Origin of the sequence: Enterococcus sp. DIV1083b (assembly GCF_051713705.1) — a bacterium.
GTDB classification, from domain to species: Bacteria; Bacillota; Bacilli; order Lactobacillales; family Enterococcaceae; genus Enterococcus_D; species Enterococcus_D casseliflavus.
Genome location: NZ_JBIOQJ010000001.1, coordinates 551,797 through 565,075, shown reverse-complemented (window position 1 = coordinate 565,075; position 13,279 = coordinate 551,797). Strand labels below are relative to the sequence as shown.

Annotated in this window: 10 protein-coding genes; all 10 read right to left on the bottom strand. The window is 40.8% G+C overall.

Annotated features, from left to right (window positions below):
* Nucleotides 1-203 precede the first annotated feature (203 nt).
* Nucleotides 204-1,679 (bottom strand): helix-turn-helix domain-containing protein, encoded by a 1,476-nt coding sequence (locus tag IGI69_RS02605; protein WP_015508951.1) that lies wholly within the window; start codon nucleotides 1,677-1,679, stop codon nucleotides 204-206.
* Between the two features lie 241 nt (nucleotides 1,680-1,920).
* Complete coding sequence (locus IGI69_RS02600; RefSeq protein ID WP_438739623.1) at nucleotides 1,921-4,158, bottom strand: ATP-binding cassette domain-containing protein; 2,238 nt, start codon at nucleotides 4,156-4,158, stop codon at nucleotides 1,921-1,923.
* Between the two features lie 342 nt (nucleotides 4,159-4,500).
* Nucleotides 4,501-5,082, bottom strand: coding sequence for a GNAT family N-acetyltransferase (locus IGI69_RS02595; RefSeq protein ID WP_438739621.1), 582 nt, complete (start codon nucleotides 5,080-5,082; stop codon nucleotides 4,501-4,503).
* 166 nt (nucleotides 5,083-5,248) lie between these two features.
* Nucleotides 5,249-5,725 (bottom strand): SAM-dependent methyltransferase, encoded by a 477-nt coding sequence (locus tag IGI69_RS02590; protein ID WP_438739619.1) that lies wholly within the window; start codon nucleotides 5,723-5,725, stop codon nucleotides 5,249-5,251.
* 86 nt (nucleotides 5,726-5,811) lie between these two features.
* Entirely contained in the window at nucleotides 5,812-6,630 is an 819-nt protein-coding gene (locus IGI69_RS02585; protein ID WP_128432463.1) for a MerR family transcriptional regulator, read from the bottom strand.
* Nucleotides 6,631-6,808: 178 nt separating this feature from the next.
* Nucleotides 6,809-7,708 (bottom strand): DUF7916 family protein, encoded by a 900-nt coding sequence (locus IGI69_RS02580; protein WP_438739617.1) that lies wholly within the window; start codon nucleotides 7,706-7,708, stop codon nucleotides 6,809-6,811.
* A gap of 1 nt (nucleotide 7,709) precedes the next feature.
* Nucleotides 7,710-8,990: a PTS cellobiose transporter subunit IIC gene (gene celB, locus IGI69_RS02575; RefSeq protein ID WP_438739615.1), complete on the bottom strand. Its 1,281-nt coding sequence runs from the start codon at nucleotides 8,988-8,990 to the stop codon at nucleotides 7,710-7,712.
* A gap of 707 nt (nucleotides 8,991-9,697) precedes the next feature.
* Nucleotides 9,698-10,441 carry a hypothetical protein gene (locus tag IGI69_RS02570; protein WP_167822129.1) on the bottom strand — a complete coding sequence of 248 codons (744 nt, stop codon included), beginning with the start codon at nucleotides 10,439-10,441 and terminating at the stop codon, nucleotides 9,698-9,700.
* A gap of 482 nt (nucleotides 10,442-10,923) precedes the next feature.
* Nucleotides 10,924-11,259, bottom strand: coding sequence for a nucleotide pyrophosphohydrolase (locus IGI69_RS02565; protein WP_086294531.1), 336 nt, complete (start codon nucleotides 11,257-11,259; stop codon nucleotides 10,924-10,926).
* The gene (locus tag IGI69_RS02560; protein WP_438739612.1) at nucleotides 11,222-12,916 is read right to left on the bottom strand and encodes a DUF2075 domain-containing protein; all 1,695 of its coding nucleotides are present in this window, start codon (nucleotides 12,914-12,916) and stop codon (nucleotides 11,222-11,224) included. Before IGI69_RS02560 ends, IGI69_RS02565 begins: the two co-directional genes overlap by 38 nt.
* Nucleotides 12,917-13,279 lie beyond the last annotated feature (363 nt).

Genomic DNA, 13,279 nt, shown 5'->3' with positions numbered 1-13,279 from the left:
AAATAATAACTACATACGAGTTCTGGATTCTCAAAAACGAAGGTTATTGGGACAAATTATTTGTAAGTATGACACGCGTGTTCCTTACTAAACTAAGAATAGCGTGGTCGTTTCTCAAAGGAAAATCATTATTTTCATAAACACCTGAAATAGATGAATAAATAACATACCTGTTTGAACGCGTGACCAGCACAGCAATTGGTTTAAAAGAGCGGTTTTTGATGGGGATTTATTTTCCTTTCGAGGTGTTCCCAATCGCGATCATCCGGGAGAGATTTCAACAATAAGTAATCTGTTTTGACTTTATAATCAACGAGGTAGCGATTGTAATTGGTCACGATCAAATCGATATGGGCAGCATGAAGCGTATGTTTTGTTAAATATTGCAGTTGAACAAACGTCAATTTATGCTTGCTGCCAAATCGCTGGATCGCTCGGGTTTGGATATGCTGGCACACAAAATGATCCCCTTCTAAGAGGAAATAAATGGTTTTTGCTGGTGCATAATAATCGAAAATCAGCTCGCTATAAATCGTTAAACTGACACAGATGTCTTCTAAGTAGGCAGTAGACAAAGAGAGTTTTTTGCTCTGCTCCTTAAGAAATTGTAAGTTCTTTTGGTAACTCTCACTGTTGGAACGCATGATCACCTCTTTGATATCATCCATTTCCTTGTTCAAAACCGGCGCAATCGCATGGTTAATTTTTCTCGATAAAAAGAAAGAACGTAAAAAAGTCGCAACCGTTTTGGCTTGTGCTTGGGGCACCTCATGGTTTTGAAGAAACAAGTCCGTCACAGTTGTGATGGCTTCGCCTTGATGAAATTGTTGGTAAAACTTTTCCTCTCGTTCTTCTTGATCCAAGGTTCGCTTGCACAAGGTGACTAAGTAGATCCAAGCGAATTCTTCTTTAGGCAGCTGAACCTGATAGATTTTTTCAATGCCTTCCTTCAGTGCGTATAGCTTGGAAAAACTGTTCCCTTTATACGCCTGTCTAACGAGTTCTTTCGGCATAGTGATACGATAGCCGAGGCTCGCACGCTTGATGGCAATATAAAATGTGTAGTAAAACGCTGCGGGAGTCGCCCCAGATCCGATTTCATAATAGCCGAACTTGTCCTCCAATTGACCTAAGATCAAGTCATGCAAGGCTTGATCTGGAACCAACGTATAGATCGTTTCCACACCTTCGTAATAAAAATCTTTGAAAAACTTACGCAAGTTGGCTTCACTTCCTTCAATCGTTAAGGGATTAGATGCCCACTGCAAGCCATAGCTTTTTAAAATAGGGTTTCGCTGATTGAGTAGACGCCGAAACGTACTCTCTGAAAAATGATAATGATGTGCCAGCTCATCCACCTTAGATAGTTTGCCATGGAAAATATTCCCGATAATTTCAAATAAGCATTCATTTTTTAACAAGCTTTGCTTTCTTTTTTGATAGTCTGCTGGCTTTTTCTCTTCGAAAACAAACCCGCTATTGCCCGAAACGAGGGCAATACTGTCCCCAAAATATTCTTTCATGTATTTGATATCATTGGCAATCGTTCGTTGCGTCACCTGATTGCGCTCTGCTAAGTCGCCAATCGTGAACACACGGTCTCGCTCAATCGTACTCAGCAGCCGAAACAAGCGCGCAGTCGTACGGTTGCTGATGAAGGCCAATTGCAACTCTCTCATTCATCCCACTCCTTTTTTCAAGAAATTCTTTTCTATACTATTACATAAATAGCACACTATTTGGTAATTATATACTCAAATTTATATATTTTTAATCAAAAAACCTACTAAAAATGAAAAAAATAACGAGGAGAAATTCACTTTTTAGACTTATCATATTCTTTTTTGCTGGAGGAAAAAGAAAAAAAGCCGCAAGCAGCGCTCGATGAAAGAGCTGCTTGCGGCTTTTTTGGTTTTCAAATTAAAATAAATACTGGGCTGTAATCGAGGACTGGCACTCGATCAGTTTTTCTGGAATCCCTTCGTACAACACTTCGCCACCGCGAATCCCGCCATCAACACCGACATCGATCAGCCAATCCGCTGCTTTCATGACCTCAAGGTTGTGTTCGATCACGATCACCGTGTTGCCTTTTTCCACTAGTCGTTCGATGATCGCCAAAATGCTCTTGATGTCTGCCATGTGCAATCCGGTTGTTGGTTCATCCATAATGTAGATATTGCCTTTTTTGCTTAATTCTTTTGCTAACTTCAGTCGCTGGCATTCACCACCAGACAAGGTATTCAATGGCTGTCCGAGGGTCATGTATCCTAGTCCCACAGCCAAAATCTGTTTTAATTTTCTTTGGATCGCTTTTTCCTCAAAGAATTCCACCGCTTCTGTGATGCTCATGGCAAGGACTTCATCGATCGACTTGCCTTTCAAGCGATACTGGTAGACTTCTTCTTTAAACCGTTTGCCGCCGCATGCCTGACACAAAACCTCAACGGAATCCATAAAGGACAGCTCCATCTTGATGGTCCCGTGGCCCTTACACGTTTCACAGGCGCCTTCGGAATTGTAGGAAAAAAGACCTGCTGAGACCTTGTTTTCTTGGGAAAATAACTTCCGAATGTCATTCATGATCCCTGAATAGGTCGCTGGATTGGAGCGAATATTTCCCGCCACCGCTGATTGATCGATCGTAATGGCTTCGGGGTATTCTTTAGCAAAAACCCCATTCACTAAACTGCTCTTTCCAGAACCAGCGACACCGGTCACCACTGTAAATACTCCTAATGGCACCCGCAGTGCTGTATTTTTCAAGTTATGCAGCGTCGATTTTTTCGTTTCGATAACCTGCTGACTCTGGCGAGGTGCTTCTTTAAAGTCCACCATCTGTCCAAATGCTTTGCCAGTCAGTGTATCTGAGCGCAGCAATCCTTCAAAGGTTCCTTCGTAGGTAATATAGCCGCCATTTTTCCCAGCTTTAGGACCAACATCGATAATATGGTCAGCTGCTTTAATGACGTCTGGATCATGCTCCACTACGATGACAGTGTTCCCTTTGTCCCGTAGTTTGACTAACAATTCATTCAATCGATGGACATCCCTTGGATGCAGCCCAATACTCGGTTCATCAAAAATGTAGATCACATCGTTCAAGCTAGAAGACAAGTGTTTGACCATTTTTACCCGCTGACTTTCCCCACCAGAAAGGGTCGTTGTTTCACGGTCTAAGGAAACATAATCCAACCCGATATTGATTAGATCAGTGATTCTCGCTTGGATGTTTTGAAGCAGCGGTTGGACACTCTCCTCCGAGATTTCTTGAAGAACCGTCAATAGTTCATCCACTTGCATCGCCAAAACGTCCGCAATCGAATAGCCCGCGATTTTACACGCGAGTACTTGTGGATTGAATCGTTTTCCCTGACAGTCAGGACACTTCTGCTCATTCATGAAAGAAGCGATTTTCTTCTGCGTAGTAGCGGAGCTTTCATTGCCACCTTTGATATTGGAGCGATTAAAACGAGCGACTAAGCCTTCATACGTGGAACTCATGCCTTCCATATACAAGGAATCGATTTTTTCTCCTTGGGCATACAAAAAGCGGTTCATTTCCTCTTCGCTATATTCTTTCAACGGCTTGTCATTGTCAAAAAAGCCCGTATTGGTGAAGGACTTCAGCAACCAAGAGCCGACTTTGTAGCCAGGAAGCAGGATCGCCCCTTCGTTCAAGGACTTTTCAAGATCCAGTGCTTTTTCTAAATCTAAGCCGACGATGCGCCCAATCCCTTCACAAGTGGGACACATCCCATGAGGATCATTGAAGGAGAAATTCCATGCAGGACCTAAATACGGTTGACCAAGACGAGAAAAAAGCAAGCGGATCAAGGGATTGATGTCTGTGATCGTCCCTAATGTGGAGCGGGAATTGCCGCCTAAACGGCTTTGATCGACCACTACCGCCATCGAAAGATTGTCGATGGCATCCGCATCGGGCTGGCTGTATTTTGGCAAAAAGTTGCGGACAAATTTCGAAAAGTTCTCATTCAGCTGTCGGCCAGCTTCTTGTGCGATCGTGTCAAAGACGATCGATGACTTGCCTGAACCAGAGACACCCGTGAAAATCGTGATTTTTCTTTTGGGAATCTTCAAGCCAAAGCCCTTCAAATTGTTCTGCCTGGCGTTGTGGATTGTAATGTATTCCTGCATGCTATACCTCCCAGATTCTATTGAATTTTTACAGTGAGCGAACATTATAGCACAAACATTCTCGCTGTTTCTCGGAATTTTGAAAAAAAACTATGTTTATTTTATGTTTTGTTTTAAATGTTGGAATAGCAATGGTGGGGGCTTATGCGATTTTTCGATAACTGTTGCATAGAAAGGAATTTAGCGTGCGAACGAAGTTAGAAGACAGAGCGAAGAACGAGTATTTTGAATGACCTTAAATTGCTAAAAGGTAAAAAAACAGTCTATTTCCCCTTGCTTACAAAGTGAAATGGACTGTTTTCATGAAATAACCTTTAACCGTTTGAAGCCGACTGTTATAGATCAGCTCAATGCAGTTGACGGAAACGTTTTGATCAATGTCACCGTTTCTTCTGCCCCATAATCCCCTTCGGCATATAAATCAAGATACTCTTCCAACAAATAGTCAGCAAGGTCTTGGGAAGATTGCGTAAAACCAGCCTTTTCGTAAGATTTGACTGCAGCAATATTTTTTCTCGATGGTCGCATCATCAATTTTTGAATGCCGAATGCTTCATGTAAATGATCACCGAGGGTGACGATCGCATCGGTGCCAAATCCTTTGCCGCAATGAATTTCCCGATTCAACCAGATATCCAGTTCTGCTATGCCGTCTTTTAGATGAAATGAGGAGTAGCTAATAAAGCCAATAGGTTCACCTGCATGTAGAATCAAAAAGCCTCTGCCATCTTGCGGTTGGGCACCAGTAAAGTAATACTCTTGATAGTCCTCAAAAAACTCTGCTTCAGTGGCGATCGGTGCATTAGGATAAGAAGGTGGTCCGGAATGATACTTTGTGGTTTCAGAGTGAAAACACCATTGATAGACCGCTTCTTTATCTTTGATTTCCGCAGGGGTTAAAGTGACTTTGTTGCCTGTTAGCATGTAGCACACTCCTTTCGCTCTTCCTAATGTTTACCCCAATTATAGCGGATGATGTCCCTTAAAAACAAACCACTTTTTTTCTTTACTTGAATCGAACATCGACATTTCTTAACTACTCATTGTTGCGCCAATAATCTTCCGATTGATTCCTCTATTTTTTCATCCTCTAAAAATTAAACTCATTTTCCCAATTAAAATCAGCAGATTCTTCCAAGCTGTTCGGCCAATGATGGCACCATGAAGGAACTCTAGGCGCTTCTACTCGATCTAAACTTGGTGTGTAAGGTTTGATATCTATTAGCGGCGTTTGGTCGTTTGCATCAATATAAGGAATAGAAAGAATTCCTTTCTCAACATCGACTGATAACACTTGAACAACACTTAATGCAATTGGATTTGGTCGAATGGGTGATCTCGTAGCAAATATTCCCATTTTTTCAGGCGCATATTTATAGGGTTGCTCAGCATCCAAAATCATTCGATACTTTGCATCCGCAAAATCACTGAACCACCATACTAATTGAAAGTGACTAAATCCTTCAATCCCTGCCAAAGCTGGAACATATTCTTTCTTTAGCTTGAGCAAGCATCCGTCCTCATTGTTTTGAATGATTCCGATCGGTTGTAGTTTATATTCTGTCATTTTCTTTCCTCCATTTCCTCTTTGTGCTCTTAGAATAGTGCCTGACACAATGTGAGAGTCAAGAGAAAATAGAAAAAATCTGCTACTCATCGTTTTATGAGTGGTATTTGTATTTCAGTCAAATAATTGCTTTCCTCCTGCTCATTCCAAGGACCGCGATGCACGATTTGCCTGTCTGGTCCGTCCATTTGGTAATAAGGATGTTCTTGTAGCCACTCAGCCAAGGACAAATAGACGTTGGCTATGTTGGAGAATGCACCGTACACCATCGTGCACGCCATAATTGGCACTGCCTCCGTTTCGTAGATAGAAAATACTTTGGAATCTACTTGCAGGCCTGCTTTCACTTGCACACACAATTCAACATCGACATTTTTTTCTTTAAACTCTTGGTCGTGATAAATCGAAAATGATTGTCCGAAATTCTTTATTTTATGAAGCTCCATAAAAGTGGCTAGTTCTCTCCACAGTTCCTCTTCAGCAAAATAATTTGGTATGACTTTGCGAAGGGAGAGCACATGATAACTCGGGACTGCTTTCATTGTGACCTGATAATGGCGCTCTGTTCGTTCCTTCGTCAATTCTAATTTAGCTACTTCTAGTTTGATTAATTTTTGTTTTTCCGCCTCTATAGTTGTCTCAATTTCATCTTTTTTTCTTTCTAATTGTTCTGCAAGGAAGTCCTGCTCTTGGTTTTTCAGCAACACCGCAATTTCTGCTACACTAAAGCCGCTATCGCGCAAATAGAGTATTTTATTGAGTTCAGGCAATTGAACAGCCGAATACAGTCGATAACCAGTAAACGTATCAATCCTATCGGGCTTTAATAGACCCATCTCATCATAGTAACGCAACATTCTGATACTCACTTGAGAGAGCTTTGAAAATTCACCTATCTTAAACATACGCACCTCCGATAGATTTATTATAAAAACACTTTATCCACACTTCAATGCTACTCACTATAAAAAACCGAAACAAAGAACTCACTCTCTGTTTCGGTCTTGCTTCATTATTCAACATTCAACGAAAAATTCTTCTAACACTTCTTGCATTTCATAGGCATGTGCCGATTTGTTCCACCTATCGGTTCACTGAGACGGCCATTCGGTGATAGGTATGGCGCTTGCCTCTGATGGCGATGGATAGTTGCAAGATGTTCTCGGGATCAGCGGTCCCAGAGAAACCTGCATCTCCGATATGATGAAGGTCGCAGCCGGCACGTTTGCTAGTCAATGCCAAGGCACGGATCGTACCTTTATCTGCACCTTCCTGTGTAGTGCCAATGGTGCCCATGACCAACTTCTCTTTTTGGTGGATAAAGGCCACTAGATCACTCATATGTTGTTCACTCAGCCCAGGAATCGTGCCCGCGATGGGTACAAGAATAACATCGGCTCCCGCTTGAATGAACGCAGACGCAATTTCTTCATCTAACACGGGTTCATTGACACCAGCTCCGTGCATTTTTCCAGCAATAATGATCCCAGAGAAAACGGCTCTTGCTTGTTTGATTGCCGCTGTGATCTCTTTATTTGAAACGCCAGTGGAAGGATTTCCTGTCAGACAGATAAAATCAAATCCAAGTGCTTCTGCACGAGCCATGTTTTTCTTTGTTGCCAAACGTCCAGTAGCGATAGTTGTCAACTGTTCCATCTGCTCCGCACAATCGTCGACAGGCTCAAGATTGACCCCAACAGGCCGCCCCGTTAAGCACTGCAAAAAGCGAATGGGGTCATCCGTTGTCGGTAATCCTTTGATAGCGCCGTTTTCGAAATCAAATAGGTTCAGCAAAATCAAATCCGCCCCAAATGCAGCGACGAATTCAGCATTGGTGATTCCTCTAGACATCGGATCGATCTGGACGTCATTTTCTGCTACGATCGTCCGACCTGCACTTCCTCGAATACTTTCCAATAGTTGGTCTTTATCAAATGATTTAAAATCAGCTGCCGTGCAATTCAAAAATCGTTTTGTCTTCATTTTACGCCCCACTTTCTGAACCGAGTTCACTGGCTAATGTCCGATTATCCAGCATTTTGAAGAATGGATAATAGATGGCGATAGAAACCGTCAGATTCACCAGCTGTAAGATTGCCCCCGAAATATGTCCGCCTGTGGCTAGATAACCACCGATGATTGGCGGCATCGACCAGGGAACCAAAACGACGGCAGGTCGGACGATCCCCATGGCAACTGTCGTATAAGAGATAATATAGCAAACGACCGGTGTCAGAATATATGGGAACAAAATCAATGGATTCATGACAACGGGCAACCCAAACATGATGGGTTCATTGACATTAAAAACCGTTGATGGAAATCCGAGTTTCCCCAACTCTTTTAAATACTTACTTTTACTTCTGACTAAAAGCAAGATCGCCAAGCCCAAAATCACCCCACTACCGCCAATCCAGACAAAGGTATTCATAAAGGTATAATTGATGATATGCGGAATCGTTTCGCCGTTTTGAAAAGCGATCCGATTCTCATCGATCATTTGAATCCATGTCGGCTGCAGGACGCTCAGGACCAAGTCCCAACCGTGGATGCCCACTGACCAAAACAATGACGTAAACATAATGGCAAACAGACCGCCTATAAAGCCTCCGCCAATGATCGATAAAGGTTGTCCCACAAGGCTATACAGCAGATCATGAACATTCGTGTTGCCGAATGATTCCACTAATAAACGAATCACCCAGAAAAGCGAGAGGCAAAAGAATGAGGGGATCAATGCAATAAAGGAGCGACTGACCGCCGGGGGAACGTTTTCTGGCATGCGAATCACGATATTCTTTTGTACGAATAATCGGAAGATCTCCGCCGTGATTAGACTAGTGATGATTGCTACGATCAGCCCGCGGCTACCAAGATACGACATTTGAATGCCGCCATCTTCAATCGGAGTGACTAAAAGAAAAACCGAGGCTGCCAATACACCGGCAGATAAACCGCTGACGCGGTAAGTGGTTGCTAAACTATACGCAATAGCAAAGGAATTGAACAGCGCCATCACACCAAAGGTCACTTGAACGACAAAGTCTAATTTGCTGCGCCATTCCCCGCCAAAAATACTCGTAACAAATAGGTTAAAGTCTTCCCATGGAACGTTAGATAAAATAACAAAAATGGAACCGATAATAATCAAAGGCATCGTGGTGACAAGTCCATCACGGATGGCAACTAGATGCTTTTCACCGCCAATTTTCATTCCCCATGGCAGCATTTTTTCTTCCATAAATTTCTTTAACGAATCCTTCATAAGCTTCCTCCTTAACCTTAAAAGAACGCTGAAAGATTGCTTTCAGGTATCTTTTCGAAGTGTGAATAGAAACCAAGGCTTGCCACCTTCAAGAACCTAGGATTGAAGTGCTGATCGCCAGAACGCTATTTCTATAAACACAGTAAGAACGCATGGCATTGGATTTCTCAACTATGACTGCCTATTTTCCATGCAACTGTCCTCAACTGATCTTCACACCTGTTATTTGCCGCAAACGATCCTGCGCATGAACCGTTTCAAACGACAAAAAAGGCATTGGACAAGATTGTCCAATGCCTTTGGCATAGCAAAATAAGCGTCCAGCATCCCACGGTTTTTGCCCAAAAACCTGCCTGAATCTACTAGAAATCGACAAGGAAATCGGGTACAATAAACACGTTGATGCCTTTGGCGATCAACTATGGCAACTTGATTGGTCATCCGTCTTAAGGGTGTGACTGATCAGGGCCTCGTAAGTCTGCGCCAACAGAATTACGGGGTGCCTATTTTTTTGGTTTCTATTCGCTTACATTTTATAGAATGTTTTTGGGAAAAGCAAGCGAACATCGTAACAAAATTGTAAATAATGGTCAAAAAAATAAAAAACTATTGTGATTTGTTCGATTGAAACAGAAAATAGTAATTGCTTTTCGTATTTATAAAAAAAGGAGGACCGAATCATCCATGATTCAGTCCTCCTTTTCGCGCTAGACAAATACAAACAAAATTCCAGAGCAGATCGTGCCTACCAATAGCCCACGAATACTGCCTTCCCCTTCATTAGGTAACTCAAATTTGATGATATTCACCAGCAAAGCGCCGGTGATCAAGGCTTCAATGATGACCACCAAATAGTAGGGCAATGAAACAAAGAGGGAGAACGCCGCTCCCGCGAAAATACTGAAGGAAAGCACAAAGCGGCCATATTTGTTATAGAGGGCACCATGATGGTGATAGAGCAACCAATCGTTCATGAGAAAGTGCAAACCAAAGGCAATAAAGTAGGTCAAAATGTAAAAACGCTCTGATAACGTATTGGCAATCACGATATAGCCGATCATAATATTGTAGATCACATGAAAAGCGATATCCGACCAAAAAAAGGCGTTTTTGGCACTGGTGATGTCTTTCTTTTCTAACACCATAAACGTCCGCTCATCGATTTTGTAGATCACATAACTGAAGACCAAGCCAAACAAAACGATGCCATAGACCCCATGACTATAAAAAATCCCCGAATTCCAGCCAAATTCATCGATCAACACCGTTTGAAAATACGCCAAATGGGGCAATAGATGAACGATCGCATAGGAGATCCCTACCCCAGCGGCAAAGGAGCTCATGTATTGCACGTTTAGTTTTCTGGATGAGATAACATTTGAAGATAGATGGATGAAGATAAACCCTAAAGTGATCATGCAATTCACAAGATTGTTTGTTAGATACGTCATTGTTTTCTCCTTCTTACATTCCGTTTGCGGCATCGTTTAAGCGCAATTTTCAATAACAAAGTCTTTGTAATTAGTTATTTTTGGTTATTTTCATGAAATATTCTTGTTTACTATACAGTAAGTGGGCTCGGGGGGCAATAGGTTTTTTAGGTTTTTGGGGAGAAATATTTTTGATAGAAAATGACCTTCATTGTTGCCGATTTTTTCCCGATAATCTTGTCTTCATTTTCGGATAGGATAATCTTGTTTTTGCTCTTGCAGACAGTAGGTCTAACTTCATTTTTATAAAAAATTGCGCTTATTTGAAGTTAACTTCAAATTTCCGAAAAATTGTAACCAATTTGAAGTTATCTTCAACTTTCTCAATTATGACAGATTTTTGACGTTCGTATCCAATCACTGATGAATTCAGAAAGCCGTTGTTGCTCCTGTTCCATCAAAAAAAAGAAGCAAGAACTTGCAACGTCCTTGCTTCTTTTTTGTTACAATTCATTATACTTCTTTTTCGAATCTTTGCTTTCTTTCATCGGATACTTCATGTTGTTTTTTTCCAGCTTTTCTTTGATGATCTCATCAATATCAAGACCCAAATTGTCTGCCAACATATAAGAATAAATCAGAACATCGGCAATTTCTTCTTTTAGATGTTCGAAATCTTGAGTGGCTTCTTCAGGTGTTTTCCATTGAAAAATCTCCAACAATTCGGCGGCTTCGATGGAGATAGAAATAGCTAGATCTTTTTCATTATGGAATTGTCGCCAATTGCGATCATCTCGGAATTTATTGATCCGTTCCATTGAAGAGGGTTGGTTTTGCATGGTAGGACTGGCTCCTTTCGTTTTGTAGGGTTATGAGTTTTTGACGCAGATTGGGATTGATTGCATAGATGTAAAGCCCTTTGATTGCTCGCTTCATTAATACATTCAATGAATTAAGGATGATCGTTTCTTTGGCTTTCTTCGTCAATTCTTGGTTCATATCGTCACGTCCCGTAAACGCCCCTTTGTCCTCATATTTATCGATATCGATGACAAGCTGGTCGGTCTCTGGATCGTAATCAACGGAAGGACCAATGACGACTCCTACATTGTTTAAATCAAACCCTTGAACGGTGTAGATTGATCCGACTTCACTGATTGTATCTGGTCGCTCCGCCCATGTTCGCTTCGTGTCGGTCGTATTCCATGGCAGGTTGATCCCACCAGGATCTACAAGATAAGAAGCTCCGTCTTTTTTATGAACATAATCGAATGTTGAGATGATCCGTGACAGACCTTCCTTTTTATCGAGAGAAAAGATTTTATTCTTCAACGCATCATGGGTTTCCATAATCTGAAGCTCAAAAGATGCTGTTGATTCTGGAATCGGTGTTACACGTTTTTCTACGATATCATCGATCCATTGAATTATTTGTGGACTACTTTTCATTCTTAATTGATCTTTTAGCTTAAAGCGAGAAGCATTGTACCTTTTCTGAAACTGATCCAGTTTGTCCTGATTCCAGTAACTTTTGATTTTCAATACTTGCTTCGGATCAAAAATGCAAATCGTGATTTTTGCTCGCTTGATAATCTCTTCTAGTTGGTTTTCATAGTGAAAACTGTTATAACTGTCTTTCTTCGTTAAAAGCAAATGGGCTTCATCCACAATAACGATGTCTGGGTGCAACTTCTGATTATCTGTTTTATTAATAAAAGAAGTTGGCTTTAACATATGATTCTTTTTTAAATTTGGCAAACTTTCTGCCATTGTATGATAGGTTTTTAACATCTCTGAATGGTTGACCAGCAAATAGTTATCGGTGTCTCTTAATACAGACTCTGACTTTGTATAGTCTTGAAGGGTGTTATAGAGAGATGCCAATAGGACGCTCTTTCCCGTTCCAGCTTCTCCTTCAATCATTAAGACTTTTTGTGTTTCATCCTGCTGAATCGCTTGTTTACAGTACTCAATGATTTCAAGTTTTATATCTAACTGTTCTGGCGTCAGTTCTTTAAAAGGGGACAATTTATATACATCTTTGTTGCGAATCGTATCGATTGAGTGCTTCGCCAACTGACGCCTTTGCAATTCTTCCCATAACTCTTGGAAGACCACTTCATCATAATACTCTTTTTCATAATACTGATGCATCTGCACCTGTCTTGTTTGACTGACGTTTTGTAACTGAAACTGCTCATCCCCAATGAAGTGATTGATCAAATTGGTTTCGATATTGTAGGTCGCTGATTGATTGAATTTTTCATGTCCAATCAGCAAGACTTCTTTAATTTCTCTGCGCTTAGAGTTATTCAAGTGCTGCTTCAATCGTTTGTTCACTTGAACCGTTTGACCAATGTACGCAACAGGTCTTTTCTTTTCATTTCGGTTGTAGAGTATGTAAACGACTGGGTACTGATCGATATAAGCCGTCGTTATGCTAGATAGCTCACCTTTCTTGAAATGATGATCTTCTATGATTAGTTGGTTGGTCATATTTTAGAGTCTCCGTTTAGTGTCTATTCCATTAAGGTTATTTATTTTAGTATATCATTGCATATTTTTCTCTTAAAGCATTAAAGACAAATTGGTAATTTTTTGTTTTAGCAAAATAACCATTATCTAAAAAAATCACTGTTGATTAATCTACTAATTTTGTCCAACGTGCATACTTTGCTAATGATTTAATAGACTAACCTATTATCCTGAAACTCTTTTCAAACGAATCCTCTCTAAAACGTTCTAATATAAATAGCTGAAAATCCCATTTGCTAATTCATCAAACATCCTCTGTTTAGGATATTTATAAATTGTTTATTAAATTAAAAGAATTTATTTTTCAACATTAAAATAAATAAA

What these genes read in the sequence shown, in the direction of transcription:
- IGI69_RS02605 (WP_015508951.1), bottom strand. Translation starts at nt 1,679, where the DNA reads ATGAGAGAGTTGCAATTGGCCTTCATCAGCAACCGTACGACTGCGCGC.
- IGI69_RS02600 (WP_438739623.1), bottom strand. Translation starts at nt 4,158, where the DNA reads ATGCAGGAATACATTACAATCCACAACGCCAGGCAGAACAATTTGAAG.
- IGI69_RS02595 (WP_438739621.1), bottom strand. Translation starts at nt 5,082, where the DNA reads ATGCTAACAGGCAACAAAGTCACTTTAACCCCTGCGGAAATCAAAGAT.
- IGI69_RS02590 (WP_438739619.1), bottom strand. Translation starts at nt 5,725, where the DNA reads ATGACAGAATATAAACTACAACCGATCGGAATCATTCAAAACAATGAG.
- IGI69_RS02585 (WP_128432463.1), bottom strand. Translation starts at nt 6,630, where the DNA reads ATGTTTAAGATAGGTGAATTTTCAAAGCTCTCTCAAGTGAGTATCAGA.
- IGI69_RS02580 (WP_438739617.1), bottom strand. Translation starts at nt 7,708, where the DNA reads ATGAAGACAAAACGATTTTTGAATTGCACGGCAGCTGATTTTAAATCA.
- celB (WP_438739615.1), bottom strand. Translation starts at nt 8,990, where the DNA reads ATGAAGGATTCGTTAAAGAAATTTATGGAAGAAAAAATGCTGCCATGG.
- IGI69_RS02570 (WP_167822129.1), bottom strand. Translation starts at nt 10,441, where the DNA reads ATGACGTATCTAACAAACAATCTTGTGAATTGCATGATCACTTTAGGG.
- IGI69_RS02565 (WP_086294531.1), bottom strand. Translation starts at nt 11,259, where the DNA reads ATGCAAAACCAACCCTCTTCAATGGAACGGATCAATAAATTCCGAGAT.
- IGI69_RS02560 (WP_438739612.1), bottom strand. Translation starts at nt 12,916, where the DNA reads ATGACCAACCAACTAATCATAGAAGATCATCATTTCAAGAAAGGTGAG.